This is a genomic window from Trinickia violacea (assembly GCF_005280735.1).
GTDB classification, from domain to species: Bacteria; Pseudomonadota; Gammaproteobacteria; order Burkholderiales; family Burkholderiaceae; genus Trinickia_A; species Trinickia_A violacea.
Genome location: NZ_CP040077.1, coordinates 44322 through 64977 on the forward strand (window position 1 = coordinate 44322; position 20656 = coordinate 64977).

8 protein-coding genes and 1 pseudogene are annotated in these 20656 nt (G+C 62.2%); 8 read left to right on the top strand and 1 reads right to left on the bottom strand.

The genetic code is table 11. The features are described from left to right. Positions 1–688: 688 nt before the first annotated feature. The 8 genes and pseudogenes from FAZ95_RS00190 to FAZ95_RS00220 all read left to right on the top strand — a co-directional run bounded on the left by FAZ95_RS00190 (position 689) and on the right by FAZ95_RS00220 (position 19102). Positions 689–2470, top strand: coding sequence for a ShlB/FhaC/HecB family hemolysin secretion/activation protein (locus tag FAZ95_RS00190; protein WP_254699768.1), 1782 nt, complete (start codon positions 689–691; stop codon positions 2468–2470). Beyond that, entirely contained in the window at positions 2467–13779 is an 11313-nt protein-coding gene (locus FAZ95_RS00195) for a hemagglutinin repeat-containing protein (protein WP_137330580.1), read from the top strand. The genes FAZ95_RS00190 and FAZ95_RS00195 overlap by 4 nt, the downstream gene beginning before the upstream one ends. Next, positions 13769–14236 carry a hypothetical protein gene (locus FAZ95_RS00200; RefSeq protein WP_137330581.1) on the top strand — a complete coding sequence of 156 codons (468 nt, stop codon included), beginning with the start codon at positions 13769–13771 and terminating at the stop codon, positions 14234–14236. Before FAZ95_RS00195 ends, FAZ95_RS00200 begins: the two co-directional genes overlap by 11 nt. 182 nt (positions 14237–14418) lie before the next feature. After that, positions 14419–14859: pseudogene (locus FAZ95_RS39820) on the top strand (hemagglutinin repeat-containing protein); the annotation flags it as partial. Positions 14860–14985: 126 nt separating this feature from the next. Further along, the gene (locus tag FAZ95_RS00205) at positions 14986–17037 is read left to right on the top strand and encodes a CdiA family toxin C-terminal domain-containing protein (RefSeq protein WP_254699954.1); all 2052 of its coding nucleotides are present in this window, start codon (positions 14986–14988) and stop codon (positions 17035–17037) included. Beyond that, entirely contained in the window at positions 17034–17396 is a 363-nt protein-coding gene (locus FAZ95_RS00210) for a hypothetical protein (protein WP_137330583.1), read from the top strand. Before FAZ95_RS00205 ends, FAZ95_RS00210 begins: the two co-directional genes overlap by 4 nt. A 462-nt stretch (positions 17397–17858) precedes the next feature. Beyond that, positions 17859–18215, top strand: coding sequence for a colicin immunity protein (locus tag FAZ95_RS00215; protein ID WP_137330584.1), 357 nt, complete (start codon positions 17859–17861; stop codon positions 18213–18215). Positions 18216–18508: 293 nt separating this feature from the next. After that, positions 18509–19102, top strand: a complete 594-nt coding sequence (locus FAZ95_RS00220) for a hypothetical protein (protein WP_137330585.1) — start codon at positions 18509–18511, stop codon at positions 19100–19102. A gap of 187 nt (positions 19103–19289) precedes the next feature. On the opposite strand, the gene FAZ95_RS00225 is transcribed toward FAZ95_RS00220, so the two are convergent. After that, positions 19290–20321 carry a LysR family transcriptional regulator gene (locus tag FAZ95_RS00225; RefSeq protein WP_137330586.1) on the bottom strand — a complete coding sequence of 344 codons (1032 nt, stop codon included), beginning with the start codon at positions 20319–20321 and terminating at the stop codon, positions 19290–19292. Positions 20322–20656: the final 335 nt, after the last annotated feature.

Below are 20656 nucleotides of genomic sequence, written 5' to 3' on the forward strand. Positions count from 1 at the left end.
TACGAAAAGTTACTAAACATTCCCGTTTGTTTGCCGACATTCGTCTTAAGAATTGCGTGAAAGAGGCGGTATATGCCCTGACGACAAGCGACCAAAGTGCCGGATACGAACTGCGACGAGGGCAGTAGGTGCTTGTGTCGCAAATACGGCGGCATGGCCTGCGCAATGACTAAAAATAACTTTCAAAACGCGGGGCCAAGAATGTTAAAAGCAACAGCCATTATCCGGCTATCGATGTTGAGAGATATCGATACCGCCGGACCCTTCAGCGGCAAGGTCTCTAGGCCAACGCCGCGCCCTCTCCCGACGTCCCTCGCGACGCAGCGGACGCTATAGCGCCGACAGTGCAATTCCGCGAAAAAGCACCTCGGATATTCGCGATCGAAATGATCGCCGTGCGTGCGCACAAATCACAGCGAATCGAATCTTTGTAAAGGCGTCGCGAAGCCGCCTTTGAAAGGCTCGGGGAATGCTTTCGCCGTGGGTCTGCGCGCCGTTTGAATCCGTCCGGAACTCGATCGAGTCGAGCTTTGCAGCAGCTCGCATTGCCGCAAATCGCGGCAAGCGCCTGCCGCCATGCCGCAGCTATTTAGAGAACAGCGGCGCCAAAGCAGAAACAAGAAAAGTCAATTAAGAAGAAATGAATAAACGATGTCGCGAGCCGGCTTTGATGCGGCTCAGGGGTTGGTTGAAGGCACCACGCGCGGGGGCGCGAAACGATCTAAAAAAGCTCGCGCAAGTTTGCGGTGCGCTTTTCGTCCTCGCGCATTCGTGCGTTTCGCATGCGCAGCTATCGGGCAATCTCGACGAGCAGGAGCAGCGCCGGCGCGCGCAGCAACAAGAGATTGAGCGCCAGCGCCAATTGCAGGCGCCGAATGTCGACCTCCAGCCGGCGCAAAAGCCGGAGGCGATCGACGACGGCAAGGTGCCCGCCGAGTCCCCCTGCTTCAAAGTCGATCAGTTGGCGCTCGAGGTTCCCAACGGCTTGAGCGATGCCGTGGAAGCGGCCGGCGCTCGCGCGCTCTCGCCGAACCCGCTGTTTCCCGGGGCGCTGACGTTCGCCGCCGACTATCTGCAGCGCTATCGCGGCCAGTGCGTCGGACGCGAGGGCCTCAATTTGATCGTGCATCGATTGTCCGCGCTGATTCTCGCGAAGGGCTACACGACGACGCGCGTGGTAATCGGGCCTCAAGACCTGTCGACAGGCAAGCTCACGCTCGAACTGATTCCCGGCGTGATCAGCAAGCTCCGCTTCGCCGATCCGTCGACCTACGGCACCTGGCGCAATGCGTTTCCCACGCATGCCGGCAACCTGCTGAATCTGCGCGATCTCGAGCAAGGGCTCGAGCAGATGAAGCGCGTGCCGAATCAAGACGTCGACATGCAGCTCGTGCCCGGCCAGTCGACGGGCGAAAGCGATGTCGTGATCACCGTCAAGCGCACGAAGCCGTGGACGCTCGGACTGAGTCTCGACGACAGCGGCCTCAAATCGACGGGGCAGCTGCAGGCGAGCGCGAACTTCACCCTCGACAATCCGCTCGGCCTCTCCGACATCTTCAACATCGCCTACAACCACGACGCGAACGGCCATCCGGGGCAGTACGGCACGCGCGGCGACAGCGCTTTCTATTCGATCCCCTGGGGCAACTGGCTGTTCACGGCGACGGCCAGCCAATACCACTACCACCAGCAGATCGCCGGCGCGTTCAGCACGTTCGTCTCGAGCGGCCTGTCGAAGACGTTCGACGTCAAGGCGGAGTACCTGTTCTATCGCAATCAGGTACAGAAGAATTCGCTTGAATTCCGTACCGGCAAGTACTTCAGCGAAGCGTTCGTCGACGGTTCGGAGATCGACGTTCAGCACCGCGACAACAGCTACGCGGAAATCGGCTGGGTGCACAAGCACTACTTCGGCGCGGCGCAGCTCGATAGCACTGTGGCCTATCGTTGGGGCGTACCTTGGTTCGGAGCCCAAAGCGATTTGCCCGGCGTTGGCTCGGGCGGTCCGACCTACTACTACCACATCGAAACGCTCGATTCGACGCTGAGCGTGCCGTTCCAAATCGGCCGTCTGCCGCTGCGCTACACGGCGACCGTCCGTGCGCAGAATTCGCCGGACGTTCTCTATCCCACGGAGTATTTCTCGATCGGCAGCCGCTACACGGTGCGGGGCTTCGACGGCAACACGATGCTTGCCGCGGAGAAAGGCGTGTTCATGCGCAACGATCTGGAAGTCCCCATCCTGCAGACCGGCCAGACGCTGTACCTCGGCATCGACGGCGGCGAAGTCTTCGGCCCGCAGGCGCAAAACCTTTTGGGCCGGCGCCTCGCCGGCGCCGTGGTGGGTTTGCGCGGCAGTCCCTTCAAGAACGTCTATTACGACGTGTTCCTCGGCGGCCCGCTGTACCAGCCCGCCCAATTTCCCAACCGCTGGCCGGTTGCGGGTTTCAGCGTGAGCTTCCAGCTATGAACCGACACCTCTATCGCGTCATCTTCAACGCGGCCCGTGGACTCCTTATGGCTGTCCAGGAAACCGCCAGCGGCTTCGGCAAGGGACGGAGGGCCGGCCGCTCAGCCGCGTCGTCCTCCGGGCGCGCTGCGTGGGGCTTCATCGACATGCTGCAGATGCGCGAGTTCGCATTCGCCGCGTTGTGCGTCTTCGGCATGCAACCGGTGCTCCTTCATGCGCAAGTGGTCGCTTCGCCGGGCGCGTCGCCCGCCAACAAGCCGGCGGTCGGTGTGACGGCCAACGGCTTGCCGATCGTGCAAATCACGACGCCCAACACGGCTGGCGTGTCGAACAACACGTATTCGAGCTTCAACGTCGGCAAGCCGGGCTTGATTCTCAACAATTCGCCGAGCAACGTCTCCACGCAGCAAGCGGGTTATGTGGCGGGCAACCCGTATCTCTCCTCGGGCAGCGCTCGCATCATCGTGAACCAGGTGGTGGGCGGCGGGGCCAGCCAGCTGCTCGGCTATACCGAAGTGGCGGGTCAGCAGGCGCAGGTGGTCATTGCGAATCCGGCAGGCATCTATTGCAACGGCTGCGGATTCATCAACACGAGCCGCGGCGTGCTCACGACGGGCACGCCCGTGTTCGGCGGCAGCGGCAGTCTCGACGCGTTTCATGTGACGGGCGGAAATATTCAGATCGACAGCGCGGGCATGAACGCGAGCAATGTCGACCAGGTCGACTTGATCGCGCGCAGCGTGCAGATCAACGGCAAGCTTTGGGCGGGCCGTGCGCTCAACGTCGTGACCGGCGCCAACGATGTGCGTTATGACAGCCTGAGCGCGCAGGCGCTCTCCCCCGACGGCAACAAGCCGGGCATGGCGATCGACGTCGCGCAGCTCGGCGGGATGTACGCGGGCAAGATCATGCTCGTCGGTACCGAGGCGGGCGTCGGTGTCAACAGCTCGGGGACCATCGCCGCGCTGTCGGGCGATGTGTCGCTGAACAGCCAAGGCAAGGTGACGCTGTCGGGCACGACGAGCGCAAGCGGCAACGTGGCGATTTCCACGTCCGCAGACGCGTCGAACAGCGGCTCGCTCTATGCCGCACAGAACGCGACCTTGAGTGCTCAGGGACAAGTCAGCAACACCGGTACGCTCGCCGCGCTCGGCAATACGACGGTGAGCGGCGCGTCCGTCAACTCGAGCGGCGCGCTCGGCGCGGGCATCGACTCGAGCGGCCACGTGACCGGGAACGGCAGCCTCACGGTCACCGCAACGGGGGCCGTGAGCGCCGTCGGACAAAACATGGCGGGCGGCAATCTCGCCATGTCGGGAAGCAGCTTGAACCTGGCCGGTGCGCAAACGCTCGCCGACGGTTCAGCATCGTTGACCGCGACGGGCGCGGGCGGCGATACCGGCAACATCGTTCATACCGGCGCCAAGCTGGGCGCGGGCGGCAATCTCGCGTTGCAGGCGGCGGGCGCCGTCGTGAACGATCAAGGCAAGATGAGCGGCTCGCTCGTCGGCGTGACCTCGGCGTCGCTCTCCAACCGCGGCGGCACGCTGACGCAAACCGGCTCCGGCAACACGAATCTCGCGGTGACGGGCGGCATCGACAACACCAACGGTGCCGTCGTAACCAATGCCCAGAACCTGACAGTCCAATCCGGCAGCCTGACCAACGAAGGCGGCCAGATCAGCCATGCGGGGACGGGCGCACTGACCCTCCAAACCGGCGCGTTGGACAACAGCCACGGCGGCACCATCGGCACGAACGGGCAAGCCGCGATCACGGCAGCCAGCGTTGCCAACGGCTCAGGCTCGATCACCGCAGCGCTTGCGTTGACCGTCAAGAGCGGAGGGAACGTCGACAACACGGCAGGCAATGTCGAGGCGGGCGGCGCCCTCGGCGTGACCGCCGCGAACGTGACGAACAGCGCGGGGCGCATCGTCTCGCTCAATGGCGACGGCCTCACGCTTTCGGCAAGCGGGCAAATCACGAATGCGGCGGGAACGACCGCGCAAGGCGCGGCAGGCGGCTTGATCGGAGGCAACGGCGGTGCCGCGATTCAAGCGGCGTCGCTGTCGAACAGCGGCAGCATCACCGCGGCGCAAAACCTCAACGCGACGATTACCGGCACGCTCGACAACAGTAGCGGCACGCTGAGCGCGGCAACGCTGACGGCCAACGCCGCGTCGCTGAAAAACGTGAGCGGCGCGATCAGCGGCAATGCCGTGAACTTGACGGTCCCGCAGCTGGACAACAGCAGCGGCCAGATCACGACGAACCAGCTCACGGTCAACGCCACCAATCTGACCAACGAGCACGGCACGCTGACGCAGCTCGGCACGGGTGCTATGACCCTCGGCGTGAGCAACGCGATCGACAACGCCAACGGCGGCGTGCTCCAGACCAACAGCCAGAACCTCACGCTGACGCCGGCGAGCCTGAATAACAACGGCGGCACGATCACGCACGCGGGCACGGGCACGCTGACGATCACGTCGGGCAACGGCGCGGGGTCGCTGACCAACGCCGGCGGCAAGATCGCGAGCAACGGGCAGATCGCCGTCACGGCGGGCAGCTTCGACAACACGGGCGGCGCGGTCGGCGGACAAACCGGGCTCACGGCGACGATCGGCGGCCCGCTCAACAATACGAACGGCAAGCTGATTTCGAACGCGAACTTGAGCGCGTCGACTACCGGGACGTTGACCAACACCGGTGGCGCGATCGGCGCAGGAGGCAATGCCGCGATTCAAGCCGCGTCGCTGACGAACGGCGGCAGCATCAGCGCTTCGCAAAACCTCAACGCGACGATTGCCGGCACGCTCGACAACGGCGGCGGCACGCTGAACGCGGCAACGTTGACGGCTAGCGCCGCCTCGCTGAAAAACGTGAGCGGCGCGATCAGCGGCAACGCCGTGAACTTGACGGTCCCGCAGCTGGATAACAGCAGCGGCCAAATCACGACGAACCAGCTCACCGTCAGCGCCACCAATCTGACCAACGAGCATGGCACGCTGACGCAGCTCGGCACGGGCACCATGGCTCTCGGTGTGAGCAACGCGATCGACAACGCCAACGGCGGCGTGCTCCAGACCAACAGCCAGAACCTCTCGTTGACGCCGGCGAGCCTGAACAACAACGGCGGCACGATCACGCACGCGGGCACGGGCACGCTGACGATCACGCCGGGCAACGGCGCGGGGTCGCTGACCAACGCCGGCGGCAAGATCGGGACTAACGGCCAGATTGCCGTCGCGGCGGGCGGTCTCGACAACACGGGCGGCGCAGTCGGCGCACAGACCGGGTTCACAGCGACGATCGGCGGCGCGCTCAACAACACGAACGGCGAGCTGATTTCCAACACGAACTTGAGCGCGTCGGCCGCAGGGACGTTGACCAACACCGGCGGCACGATCGGCGCGAGCGGCAATGCTGCGATTCAAGCCGCGTCGCTGACGAACGGCGGCAGCATCACCGCCTCGCAAAACCTCAATGCGACGATTGCCGGCACGCTCGATAACAGCGGCGGCAAGCTGAGCGGGTCAACGCTGACAGCCAGCGCCGCGTCGCTGAAGAACGTGAGCGGCGCGATCAGCGGCAACGCCGTGAACTTGACGGTCCCGCAGCTGGATAACAGCAGCGGCCAAATCACGACGAACCAGCTCACCGTCAACGCGACGAATCTGGCCAACGAGCACGGCACGCTGACGCAGCTCGGCACGGGCGCCATGGCTCTCGGCGTGAGCAACGCGATCGACAATTCCAACGGCGGCGTGCTCCAGACCAACAGCCAGAACCTCACGCTGACGCCGGCGAGCCTGAACAACAACGGCGGCACGATCACGCACGCGGGCACGGGCACGTTGACGATCACGCCGGGCAACGGGGCCGGGTCGCTGACTAACGCCGGCGGCAAGATCGGGAGCAACGGCCAAGTCGCCGTCACGGCGGGCAGCCTCGATAACACGGGCGGCACGCTGGCAGGGCAAGGCGCGCTGTCGGCATCGATTGGCGGTGCGCTGAACAACACGAACGGTGTGCTGCGCTCGAACACGTCGCTCGCCGCATCGAGCGGCGGTGCGTTGACCAACGCGGGCGGCAAGATCGCCGTCGGCGGCGGAGCGGCCAACAACGTCGGCACGCTGAACGTGAGCGCGGCATCGATCGACAATACGGGCGGCTCGATCAACAACGCCTACGGCGGTGCGACGACTGTCTACGGCGCGAGCCAGATCGCGAACTCGAATGCCGGCGGTGCATCCGGCATGGGCAGCATCAGCGGCAACGGCAGCGTCACGCTCACGACCGGTGCGCTCTACAACACGCAAGGCGGCCAGCTGAGCGGCGCGAGCCTGCAGATCAACGCGGGCAGCGTGAACAACAGCGGCGGGCTGATCGGCAACATCGCAAACGTGAGCGGCGACATCGGCATTTCGACCGGCGCCGCGGTAAACAACACGAACGGGCAGATCAGCGCGTCGCGCAACCTCTCCGTCACCGCGAGCATGCTGGTGGGCGGCGGCAGCTACAACGCGGCCGGCAACGTCACGCTGAACCTTCAGGGCGACTTCAGCAATCAGCCGGGCTACCAGTTCAACGCCGGTCAAAATCTGACCTTCAACCTGCCGGGCACGTTCTCCAATGGCGGCAGCATGCTGGCCACGAACAACCTGGCCATCAACGCGGGCACCATCTATAACTCGGGCGCGATCGCCGCGGGCGGATTGCTTAGCACGAACTCGAGCACGCTCACCAATACCGGCACGCTGGTCGGCGCGAGCGTCTCGCTCAACGCTTCACAGACGCTGTCGAACCTCGGCACGTCGGCGCTGATCGGCGCAACCGACAGCAACGGTACGCTCGAATTGCTCTCGAACGACATCGAGAACCGCGACGACTCCACCGCCACCGATACGCAAGCGCAAACCGCCATCTACGGCCTCGGCCGCGTGGTGCTCGCGGGCGGCAAGGACGGGAGCGGCAACTACACGAACGCCAGCCTGATCAAGAACCAGTCCGCGCTGATCCAATCGGGCGGCGACATGCTACTCGCTGCCAACCAGGTGACGAATACGCGCCGCACACTGACGACCGGGGATTTCACCTCGTCGGTCGATCCGAACCTGCTCGCGAGCCTCGGCGTCAGCCTCTCCGGCCGCACCGGCCAAGTCGGCGTCAAGGACCCGAAGAGCATCGGCGGGGTCTACATCGACCCGCCTCACGGCGGCCAGTGGAACAGCACGTACGAGTACACGACCTATACCGGCGTCGCGATGGCGAACACGCTGACGTCGATTAGCCCCACGTCGCAGATCATCGCGGGCGGCAACCTGTCGGCGGCCGGGGTGAACACGTTCCAGAACTACTGGAGCCAGGTGACCGCGGCGGGCAACATCTCGAGTCCCGTTCACCTCGATAACAACAGCTGGCAAACGCAGACGCAGCCCGAAGTGCAGGTGACGTACTCGGGCGAGTATCACTACAACAACTACGACAACAGCGAGTACAACTGGCAGTTGCCGTTCGGCAACGCGGGGTTTGTCACCGGCAACCCGGGTGGCTACACCGCGGCACCCGCCGACGTCAAAACCTACTCGGTGCCGGGCTACGATTCGAGCTTCACCGCCCGCGGCACGATCAGCGGCACCGGCGTGAGCATCAACAACGGCGCGGGCAATACGTCCGTCACGCCGCTCGGGCTCGTGCCCGGGCAGACGCTGCCCGGGCTCAACACGGGCGCGGTGAACGGCAGTCTCGGCAACGGCGGAGCGGCGTCGACGGCGATGCTCCCGACGCTGGGCGGACAGATCGTGAGCAGTGGGTCAAGGTCCACGGGGGTGCTATCGGCGCTGGGCGGACACATCATGGGCGGCGGCATTGCCGGCCTCACCAACCCGGTGATCGCGAGCGCCACAGCCGTGAGCGTGCTGAGCAACCTCACCGTGCCGCAAGGCGGTCTGTTCAAGCCCGACACGGCGCCGAACGCACCGTACCTGGTCGAGACGAATCCCGCTTTCACGAGCCTGCACACGTGGCTCTCGAGCGACTACTACTTCCAGCAGCTCGGCATGAACCCGGGGCAGATTCAGGAACGCCTCGGCGATGGGTTCTATGAGCAGCATCTGGTGCAAAGCCAGATCATGTCGCTCACCGGCCAGTCCGTGCTGACCAACTACGCGGACACGCAGGACGAGTTCCAGGCGCTGATGGCTTCAGGCGCGTCGCTCGCGAAGTCGCTCGGCCTGGCTCCGGGCATGGGCCTTTCGGCGCAGCAGGTTTCGGAGCTGACGAGCAACGTCGTCATCATGCAGACGGCGGTCGTCGACGGGCAGCCGGTGCTCGTGCCGGTCGTCTATCTCGCGAAGGCGAGCCAGCAGAACATGGGCAACGGGCCCGTGATCGCCGCGACCAACATCGATTTGGAGAATACGCAGTCGATCACGAACGGCGGCACGATCAGCGCGACGAAGAGCCTGACGATCACCGGCAACAGCATCGACAGTACGGCCGGCACGCTGCAAAGCGGCGGCCTGATGACGCTCGCGACGACCGGCGACATCAACCTGACGTCGGCCACGGTCAAGGCGGGCAGCCTGGCGCTTCAGACCGGCGGCAACCTGATTCTCGACACCGCCGCGAACACGACGAACCAAAGCAACAGCAACGGGACGGCGCGTGTGACCACCACCACGCTGGGTCCGGTCGCGAGCATCAGCGTCGCGGGCAATGCGGCGATCGTGACCGGCGGCAACTTCGAGCAGAACGCGGGTAATTTGTCGGTCGGCGGCGATCTCGCGACGTCCATCGGGGGCAACTGGACGCTCGGCGCGCAGCTGACCGGCGAGCACAAGGTGGCGGATCGCGCCGGCGGCGTGTCGGACACGGACATCGTGAGCGCGGTCGGCAGCACCGTCAAAGTGGGCGGCACGTCGGTAATCGCAGTCGGCGGCGACCTGACCGCGCAGGGCGCGCAGATCAATCTGGGCGGCGGGGGCACGATCGCAGCGGGCGGCAGCGTGTCGCTGCTCGCGGCCACCGCGACGTCGACCGTGCACAGCACGAGCTCCGGCGACTATGCCGGCCACAGCTACTCCGAAAACATCTTCACGTCGGACGACGTTGTGACGGGCACGACGCTGCAAAGCGGGCAGAGCCTGAACGTCATGGCGGGCAAGGACATCAACGTCACGGGCAGCACGCTGAACCTGACGCAGGGCAATGCGACGCTGATGGCGGCGGGCAACGTCAACATCGGCGCGGCGACCGAGACGCATGTCTCGAACTTCGACGAGCAGCATAGCCATAGCGGGCTGGCGAGCAGCACGAGCGCGGTCAACCACGTCGACCAGACCACGACGACGGCCGACGGCAGCACGATTTCGGCGGACGGCGTCACGATCGTCAGCAGCAAGGACATCAACGTGACCGGCAGCAATATCGTCGGCACCAACGCTGTCGCGCTCGCTGCGAAAGGCAACGTGAACATCCTCGCCGGGACCGACACTTACCAGGATTCCGAATACCACGACGTGAAGCACTCGGGTTTCGGCGGCACGGGCGGCATCGGCATCAGCTACGGCTCGAGCGAGCAGAAGGATCAATACAACGCCAACTCCGTCACCGAAAGCCAATCGCGCAGCACGATCGGCAGCGTGCAGGGCAACGTGTCGATTGCGGCGGGCCAGGACGTGCACATCGGCGGCAGCGACATCGTCGCGGGCAAAGCCGCCAGCGACACGACCGGCGCCACCGGCAACATCGCGATTCAAGCGCAGAACATCACGATCGACCCGAGCCAGGACACGGCGAACTCGCACGACCAGCAGGAGTCGCATTCGAGCGGCATCTCCGTGGGCATTACCGGCACGCCGCTCGATAGCGCGCGCAACCTCAGGGCCGCGGGCTCCTCGGGGACCGCGTTCAACCGTGCGGAGGGCATCGGCAACGAAATCGGCGCGAGCGCGGCCGATGTGCCGTCGGTCTCGATCTCATACGGGCACAGCAGCAGCTCGAGCACGACCGACATGTCGAGCACGACCAACGCGGGCAGCACGATTCGCGGCGGCGGCAACGTCACGCTGAGTGCCACGGGCGGCGCGCTGAAGGACGCGAACGGCAACCCGCTCGACGGCGACATTACCGTGACCGGCTCGACGATTACCGCCGGCGGCACGGCGACCTTCGCTGCGAATCGCAACGTGATCTTCCAGGCCTCGACCGATCTGCTGCAGCAAAGCACGCAGTCGAGCAGCTCGAGCACGGGCTTCCAGTTGGCCGCCCCAAGCCTGGGCGACCTCGGGCGCTGGGTGAGCGGCGGACCGAACAGCGGCGGCGTGAGCTCGTCGCCGTATAACGCGAGCCGCAGCAGCTCGGACGGCAATTCGACGTCGAGCCAGCAGACGGCGACGGTGGTGACCGGCAACAGTGTGGTGGTCAAGAGCAAGACCGGCGACATCGACGTGATCGGCTCGGGGATCAGCGGCACGCAAGGGGTCGATCTGGTTGCGACCCAAGGGGCGATCAACGTGCTGGCCGGCCTCGATACGAGCACGAGCCATCAGGAATCGAGCAGTCACAAGATCGGCGATCTCGGCAGCAACGGCACCGGCACGGGCTTTAGCGTCGGCGTGTCGAGCAGCCATAGCGTGCAGGATTCGGCGGCGCAGACGCAAAGCACGATTCGCAGCCAGATCGTGAGCGGCAACGGCAACGTGACGCTCGACGCGAACAAGGACATCACCGTGAAGGGCTCGGACTTGGCGGCGGGCAAGGACCTCACGCTGATCGGCCAGAACCTGAACCTCGACCCGGGCAGCGACGCTCTGCAGAACAGCATGAGCCAGAGCGCGAGCCAGTTTGGGGTGTCGCTGGCGCTGGGAGGCGCTATCGGCAACGCAGTGGCGACCGTCAATCAGAGCATGAATCAGGCGAGCCAGACGAACAACTCGCGGCTCTCGGCGCTGGACAAGGCGCAGGCGGCGCTTGCCGTCTACGGTGCGGTTCAGGCCGTCGAGCAGTCGGCTAGCGGCGCGTCGAACCCGACGCTGATCAAGGCGACGGTCAGCATCGGCGGCGGCTCGAGCCATAGCGAATCGCAAAGCAGATCGGTGGCGAACGACGGCAGCACGCTGAAGGCGGGCGGCACGGTGTCGCTGGTGGCGACCGGCAGCGGCGCCACAGACGCGAACGGCGTGGCGACCGACGGCGACATCAACGCAGTGGGTACGCAGATCAGCGGAACCAATGTCGTGCTGAACGCCGCGCGCGACATCAATCTGCAGAGCGCGAGGGACACGACGCAGCAGACGAGCAGCAACAGCAGCAGCAACGCGAGCATCGGCGTGGGCTTTGCGGCGGGCGGGCAACAGAACGGCTTCACGATCGAGCTGGCGGCAAGCGGCGCGAAGGGCAACGCGAACGGCAACAGCGTGACGAATCGCGACACCACGATCGCAGCGAGCAACACGCTGTCGATCACGAGCGGACGCGACACGAACCTGCGCGGCGCGGAGGTGTCGGGCGGCACGGTGGATGCGAACGTCGGGCGCGACTTGAACATCCAGAGCCCGCAGGACACGAACACCTACAACAGCAAGCAATCGAGCGCGGGGTTCCAGGCGAGCCTCTGCATCCCGCCGATCTGCTACGGCACGACGGTGAGCGGCAGCGCGAGCGTGAGCCAGCAGTCGATCAAGGACAACTACCAGTCGGTCAATCAGCAAAGCGGCATTTATGCGGGCAACGGCGGATTCAACATCAACGTCGGCAACCATACGCAGCTCGATGGAGGCGTGATCGCGAGCACGGCGAGCGCGGACAAGAACTCGCTGTCGACGCAGACGTTCGGCTTTACGAACTTGCAAAACACGGCGAGCTACTCGGGTTCGACGCTCGGCTTCAGCGTGAGCGGGGCGGCTGGGCAGAGCACGCCGAGCGGCGTGAGCTGGACGCCGGCACAGCAGACAACTGCGAATGGGCCTGGACCGACGAACTCGCAGGGGCTGGGGCCAAGCGGGTTCGGTGCGGCAGGGATGAGTAATAGCGCGTCGGGGACGACGTATGCGGCGGTGAGCGCGGGCACGATCACGGTTCGGGGTGATGCAGGGACGGGACATGACAGTACCGCGGGGTTGAGCCGCGATACCGCAAATGCGAATGGCTCGGCGCAGAACACGTTCAACGCGCAGAACGTGCAGGACGGCATGGCGATTCAGCAGACGACGGGCCAGGTCGGGATGCAGGTGGCGGGGGATGTGGGGACATATCTCGAGAACCACACGTCGGACAAGGACTTCTGGAGCAACGACGGTGCTGGGCGTATCGGCTTGCACGTGGTGGTGGCAGGGCTGGGCGCGGCGATGGGCGGGGGCAATGTCGCGGGCGCGGTGGGCGGCACTGTTGCGGGTGATGTCGCGGGCAGTTATGCCGACAAGGCGTTCGGCAATACGCTTGGCGGGACGCTGCTATCGAACATCGTCTCGGGAGCGGCGGGTGCAGTGGCAGGCGGTGCGCTGGGTGGTTCGGCCGGCGCGCTGAGTGGCGCGAATGGAGCGTTGAGTGCGGATCTTTACAATCGGCAGTTTCACCCCGATGAGCAGAAGGCGATTCACGAGCTAGCGCATGGCGATGCGAACGAAGAACATCGTCTTGAGGCCGCAGGCTGCGCATTGGTGCAATGCGCAGCGCAATATGCTCCTGGAACAGCCGATTATGCGAAATACTCTGCACTCGAGCAGGAAGGGGCCAGTTATACAGTGGAACAAGGGGAACTACGAGGCTACATTACCACGTCGTTTTCTTCAGCGACATATGGTGGAATGGTTCGGCAGACGACCGGTAGCTTGTTCCAATATAGCCAAGGTGATTCGCAAGCCGATCAGAAAGCGTCGCAGTCAGGCATGGAAGCACAGCGCCCTGGATCTATCGATTATTTAACACTACAGGGTGGCGCAGGCCCCGGCGGGAGTGTCACTGTCAATCTTCACAACGGAAACGTATATGTGGGAGGGTCCGTTTCAGCGTCCCGAGAGAAAGGCGCTGGAGTCATTTTGGGTATTATTCCAAGCAATATCGGGCAAACTAACTCTGAGCAAGCAGATAACACAGATAGTCTTCTTAAGGGGCAATCGTTGGGCGGGAATGTTTGCGCGTATGGCGTGTGCGGAGGGTTAAACCATTCTATCGGTGGGCCTACTGCTCTCGAGGTGGGGGTGGGTATTGGCGGTGTGACGAGGGAGCCTAACCCGGGAGGTAATGCAAGCTGGGGTTATAGCGCTCCGGTTTTCTCTATTCCTGGGGTAGGTCATGCGAATTGATAAGAAACCGAACTGGAAATCCGTTCTAATCGGAATTTGGGTGTTGGCTTGTATCGCAGTGCTATTGGTTTTTGGGGAAGGAAACCCGTCAAAAAAGGAATCAAATGAGCATTTGAATGTTATGGTCGAAGATATGCGTACGATGCTTGCGAATGGGGGGCAGGTCTACTCAAGACTCGCTAATGCAAAGTACGGCGGTGCCTTGTTGTACGTAAATTTGGCAACGATCGGATGGAGTTCTGATTTGATCGATAAGTATCGAATCACGCTGTTGAATCGTGGCTGGAAGCAGCAATCGACTGAGAAAGAAAGACTTTTTCTGTGCAAGGATGGCATGCTTGCCAGAATTGACCTCGTCCCGGAAATCGATAGTTCTCGTGGTCAGTCCGTGGAGGTTTATGGGATTTCGATGAAATATGGCGGTGATACCATTAAATTGTGTGAGGGAAAATCATAAAAGATCAGGTTGGATATATCACTGATCAAATCAGAACCATGTTCGGAAAGTAATGCGATATCACTTCCTGGCAGTCGAACCTTACCCAGCTCGAGCAGACCGGCAAGTCAAATCAGGCGTTGGTCAAGGCAACCGTGAGCATCGGAGGCGGTTCGAGCCATAGCGAATCGCAAAGCAGCTCGGTGGCGAACGACGGCAGCACGCTGAAGGCGGGCGGCACGGTGTCGCTGGTGGCGACCGGCAGCGGCGCCACAGACGCGAACGGCGTGGCGACCGATGGCGACATCAACGCGGTGGGTACGCGGATCAGCGGAACCAATGTCGTGCTGAACGCCGCGCGCGACATCAATCTGCAGAGTGCGAAGGACACGACGCAGCAGACGAGCAGCAACAGCAGCAGCAACGCGAGCATCGGCGTGGGCTTTGCGGCCGGCGGGCAACAGAACGGCTTCACGATCGAGTTGGCGGCAAGCGGCGCGAAGGGCAACGCGAACGGCAACAGCGTGACGAATCGCGACACGACGATCGCGGCGAGCAATACGCTGTCGATCACGAGCGGACGCGACACGAACCTGCGCGGCGCGGAGGTGTCGGGCGGCACGGTGGATGCGAACGTCGGGCGCGACTTGAACATCCAGAGCCCGCAGGACACGAACACCTACAACAGCAAGCAATCGAGCGCGGGGTTCCAGGCGAGCCTCTGCATCCCGCCGATCTGCTACGGCACGACGGTGAGCGGCAGCGCGAGCGTGAGCCAGCAGTCGATCAAGGACAACTACCAGTCGGTCAATCAGCAAAGCGGCATTTATGCGGGCAACGGCGGATTCAACATCAACGTCGGCAACCATACGCAGCTCGATGGAGGCGTGATCGCGAGCACGGCGAGCGCGGACAAGAACTCGCTGTCGACGCAGACGTTCGGCTTTACGAACTTGCAAAACACGGCGAGCTACTCGGGTTCGACGCTCGGCTTCAGCGTGAGTGGAGCGGCTGGGCAGAGCACGCCGAGCGGCGTGAGCTGGACGCCGGCTCAGCAGGCGGGTGCCAGCGGACCTGGGCCGACGAACTCGCAGGGGCTGGGGCCGAGCGGGTTTGGCGCGGCGGGGATGAGCAACAGCGCGTCGGGGACGACGTATGCGGCGGTGAGCGCGGGCACGATCACGGTGCGGGGTGACGCGGGCACGGGGCATGACAGTACCGCGGGGTTGAGCCGCGATACCGCGAACGCGAATGGCTCGGTGCAGAACACGTTCAACGCGCAGAACGTGCAGGACGGCATGGCGATTCAGCAGACGACGGGTCAGGTCGGGATGCAGGTGGCGGGGGATGTGGCGACGTATTTGCAGAATCATGCCGATCAAGCAGCTGAAAAGGCCGACAAGGCGCTTGATGCGGCGAAAAAGACCGGGAATGCTGACGAGATTGCGCAAGCAAACGCGGATGATGTCGCGGCACACGAGGAGGCGGATCTGTGGAGCAACAGCGGCGCTGGGCGCATTGGCTTGCACACGGTAGTGGCTGGGCTGGGCGCGGCGATGGGCGGGGGCAGTGTCGCGGGCGCGGTGGGCGGCACCATCGCGGGTGATGTCGCGGGCAGTTATACCGACAAGGCGCTCGGCAATACACTCGGCGGGACGTTGCTTTCGAACATTGTCTCGGGCGCGGCGGGAGCTTTGGCAGGCGGCGCGCTCGGCGGCTCGGCCGGTGCGCTGAGTGGGGCGAATGGGGCGTTGAGTGCGGATCTCTACAATCGGCAGTTGCATCAAGCGGAAATCGATGCGATTCGCGCGAAGGCGAAGCAACTTGCAGATGCCGGGGTAACGAGTTACGACGATGCGCTGGAACGGTTGTCGTCGCAGGCGCTACGGGATGTGGATTCGCAGTACGCGGGGGCGCATCCGGGCGTGGATCTGCAGGCGCAGGCGTGGCTAGATCAGGTGCAAGCGGCGAACCCGGCCGGCTATGACCACATGCCGCTGTTCCAAGCGACGACCTCGGACCGCAGCAACCCGAACATCGAAGCCGGCACGAAGCTGACGAACCCGGATATCTATGCAGCGGCGAACCGGCCGCCGATTCCTGGCACGATTAGCCCGAGGAGTCCGGATCTAACCGCGCTAGGTTCGGGCAACTTGAAGTCGCTCGAAAATGCGGGGATCAGTGCGTACAACAAGGCAGTCGGTCTTGCGTTGGGATCGGCGGGAGATAGTTTGACGTTGCCGCTGATTCCGATGACGCCGGAAGAAACAGCGGCTGCTCAGGCAACGGGTATTGTAACGTTGCCATTCGGACTGCTTGGAAAAGGGAGCGCTGCCGCTGATGCCGCTACAGTGCAGTCTGCTGCGAGAGCTGCTGAGATCGCAGACGACCTTTTACCAGATGCAGACTTTGCCGGTCGCGGCAACGTTCGCCCAGACTTAACCGATCATCTGACAAATGCGGGTCTTTCTGGAAAGCAAATTTCGGGAGGGCATGACATGAACAACTTTGTGTCGGCGCTCAACGATGCTGGTGGGACAATTTTGTCTCAAACTGAGAATGCACCGGGAATTTATGAGGTTCAGTACCAGCTGCCAAATGCGACCAAGCCGGCAACGAAAACTATTTTCGATCCTTCGGTCTACCCCAACATGGCAGACATGGCTAGTACGGCTGCCGGAAAAGCATTAATGCAGTATCAAATGACGGGAAGTACGGTCCAGACTGTTGTTGTGGACGGTGTGCAATTTTCGGTGCCAATTAAAATGCAGAATGGAGTCCCGTATGTGCCGACTGCCTTTCCAATAGGAGTTTCGAAATGAAGTGGGGTTGTATTCAAGATGTTGCTAGCGGCGATAAGCTGCTTTACTGGGTTTTGATATTCGTGCTCCAACCGTACTTCGATAGTGCCATCGATCATTGGTTGAAGGACATTTGCAAAGACGGAGGGGGGATGAGTGGCGATCCAGGCTGGAGCATTGATCATATTTCGGTTACCGGCAGCCAAGCCTGCTTTCGTGTTTGGGCGGATCCTGAAATGAGTGGAATAGAGCCATCAGAGGCGACATATAGTGATGAAGACATGCGCCGAGCCATACGAGACACATTGAATGCGCTTGCCGTTGAGTATCCCAAAAAATCTAGGGAAGTTGAGTTAATGGTTGAACGCTACTGCGCATGAAATAAGGACACGCTGCTACATTTCCTACACGGCACTGAAATTCGGTTGTTTGAAAAGTAACCAGCACCGAAATGAAGCAATCACGAATTGACAGACTCTTGCAGAGCAAGAGCTGGAAAGGAGCTTGTGCTCGAGTAACTCTGGTAGTCCTCGTCTATCTCGGACTTGTGCACCTTCCGGATGCTATCGCTTGGGGCTCGAAACATTGGGGCTTAACGCCCATGTCTGCACGCCAAGAAGCAAACCACGGCACGATCGTGTCGATTTACAGGGTTGCATTCATCATTGCGCCGTCAATCGAAGCCGTCGGATGGGGCGTGGTGGCCCTGAGGACGTATCGCCAAGGACGAAATCAAACTAAGAGGCACGTGTAGATTGATGGATCTGATAGCTTAGTGAAAAAGTGGCAAGAGCGACCCAGGTTGGGTGCCGGATAGTCGAATCAACTGGAAGTGAGTTGCAGTGAACATTGATCATCAAAGACGTTACGAATCTCCGGACGACTTCTTTGTCTTGGGCGGAAGCGTCGTGATGAAGGTTTCTGCCGATCCGGCGATCGCCATTTGCGTTGCTGCGGCCGAGCACGGGTTGGTTGTTGCTCGGATTGAAGGGGGTATCTGGCACAACTCCGGCTTCGAGGCCAGGCTCGATTGCATTTGGGACGGGGTTGATCCTCCAGTGGATCGAAGAACGACAGAACAAAACAACTGCGCTGCTGCCGATTTTGTGCGCTCGGAGCGAAAGTTGCACGACGCATTTGTGATTACAGCGCCGCCCATGGCGGGTTGGTGCTCTAGCTACAAGCCCAGAAAGCAATGATGGTCCGAGGGTGGAGTCGAACCAAGGCTGGACTCCTTGCTTGCGGTTGGTTCAAGCGTGCGTGGTGACAAGCCTGCCGCGTTCGACCTCAATCCTGACGCACTGCTGAGGCATGGAAGCATGAGAGTTTGAGCCATCGGATGGGGAGCTTCATCCTCGGATAGAACGGCGAGACCTGCGCCTTTGTGGCGAATATAGGGGGTGGCGGCTTGGTCACCGAATGGTCCGCGTTTGGCCGGGGCGATGGCGTTGTGATTTGATGTTGGTGTTTATTTTAAAAAACGATTTTCCATATGACATTAATTAAGATGCCTTACCTTCGTGCACTTGTAGGAACGAGTTTGCTCACCATACTTGCAGCCTGTCAGTTGCCGCCAACCGTTGCATCTAACGAGGCATCACCTGAGCAGCGCCAGGCGGTGATTGATGCGCTTGTGAAATTTGGTCTCGAAGGCGACGTGAGTGATGCTACGGCAACAGCCAAATTTTTTAACGCGGCATTTTATTTAAGCGATAAGTATTGGGGCGTGTTGAGTCAGGAGAGGACAGAATGGTACAGAGTTCATCAAAATGGGCCGTCTGTCTTTACGGGAAAATCTCAATACACGTGGCGCTGGGTTCACGGTGTTCAATTCCAGAGCGCTGACCTGACGCTTTACCCTGACCGAGCGTTTTGCCTGTCACCGTCTGAGATAAGCGCTGCAATTCCTGAGCGCTACCGAGGTGGTGAGAAATTGAAAAAGCTAGTCGGAATTTATCCACCGGCGGGCGAATCCTTAAAGAATTCCTCGATGTTCATCTTCACGGACGACAACGCGTGCCTTAAGAGCGTTTCTTTTTTTAGCAAGGCACCGGACAGCGTTGCCAAGCCGCACTCCCCGAGCTGAGAGCCTTCCCGGTTACGGTTAGCACCGTGCCTGTCCGTGGCCGCGTGAAGCTCGCGCGGCGTCTCAACAATCGCACGCTGAAACTCACCTGAGAAGTTTGGCCGCTTCGGGGCCGCTTTCGCGACGCCGTCGGCAATGAGACCGCACCAGACCGCGTTAGCGTGTATCAAGTTCCGATAAGCGAGATCTACTGCGGCATCACCCGCGCATAGTGCCCCGCCCCCACCGGCGACGCCCGATCAAAAGCATCAATCGCACGCACCGTCGCCGCCCTCCGCCCGACCACATCGGCTTTCGCGACAGCCTCCGGAAACGCCACCACCTCATCCGCCTTCCGAGCGAAATACTCAACGAGGTGATCAATGAAAGTCCGCACCTTCACCGGCAAATGCCGCCGGCTCGGATACGCGACATTGATCTCCACCTGCGGCAACCGATACTCCGCGAGCAGCCTCACCAACCGCCCCTGCGCCACATCCCGGCTGATCAAATAGCTCGGCAGAATCGCCACCCCCATGCCAAGCAGCGCGAACTGCCGCAGCATTTCCGTATTGTTCGCGGCGATCACATTCGCCGGCCGCACGCGCACTTCGTCATACGCGCCGCTGAATACATGCTCGTCGCCCCAGTATTCCGACGGCGGGCTCAGGCAAGCATGATCCATCAGCTGCTCGGGCCGTGTCGGCGTGCCGTGTTCGGCGAGATAGTCGGGCGTTGCGCAAACCATCATGCAATCGGTCGTCAGCCGCCGCGTGACGATGCTTCCGGCCCGCATCTGCCGCGCGATCAGAATGCCGACGTCATACCCTTCTTCCACCAGATCGACGTTGCGATCGACGAGCGTCACGTCCGGCACGACCTTCGGATAACTTTGCGAATAGCTCTGCAGCACGGGCGCGAGCATATGCAGCCCGAACACGACAGGCGCCACGATGCGCAGCGTACCGACGGGTTCGTGATTGCGCGCGGTCACCATCTGCTCGACGTCTTCGAGGTCGTCGAGAATTTGCCGTGCGCGTTCGAGGTAGACCTGGCCGGATTCGGTCAGCGAGAGGCTGCGTGTCGTGCGATGGAGGAGCCGGGTGCCGAGCCGGCCTTCGAGGTCGGCGACGTGGCGCGTCACGACGGCGTTGGAGACATCGAGCGCGTTCGCCGCGCCGACAAAACTGCCGATATCCGCCACCTTGACGAATATCCGCACCGACTGCAAATGATCCATGGCGATACTCCCTTCGGCCCTCTCATGCGGCGTCAACCATTACGATCGATTGTAAAGAGCGGACCATGTCCCAATCCTGACCCGAAGATGACAATGTTGTCAGGTTGCCGAACCCCGAGTGCTATTCCATCGGGTCCCAGGGAGGCTCGTCGCCCCACTCCACGTCCATCCGGTCTTCCCAAAAGTCAAAATGGCGCCGAAACCCCGGTCTGTTTGCCCGATCGAACGGCATCGCCCGCCGCTAACCTTCCACCATCGCCAAGACCGCGCGCGTTGCGCCGGCCAACTCGCCCCCCTGGGCGCGAACGCCGCCAAGCGCCGCCTGCTCCCACGGA

Excerpts from the sequence above, each read along its gene's own strand:
- FAZ95_RS00195 (WP_137330580.1), top strand. The coding sequence starts at position 2,467 with ATGAACCGACACCTCTATCGCGTCATCTTCAACGCGGCCCGTGGACTC.
- FAZ95_RS00200 (WP_137330581.1), top strand. The coding sequence starts at position 13,769 with ATGCGAATTGATAAGAAACCGAACTGGAAATCCGTTCTAATCGGAATT.
- FAZ95_RS00210 (WP_137330583.1), top strand. The coding sequence starts at position 17,034 with ATGAAGTGGGGTTGTATTCAAGATGTTGCTAGCGGCGATAAGCTGCTT.
- FAZ95_RS00220 (WP_137330585.1), top strand. The coding sequence starts at position 18,509 with ATGACATTAATTAAGATGCCTTACCTTCGTGCACTTGTAGGAACGAGT.
- FAZ95_RS00225 (WP_137330586.1), bottom strand. The coding sequence starts at position 20,321 with ATGGATCATTTGCAGTCGGTGCGGATATTCGTCAAGGTGGCGGATATC.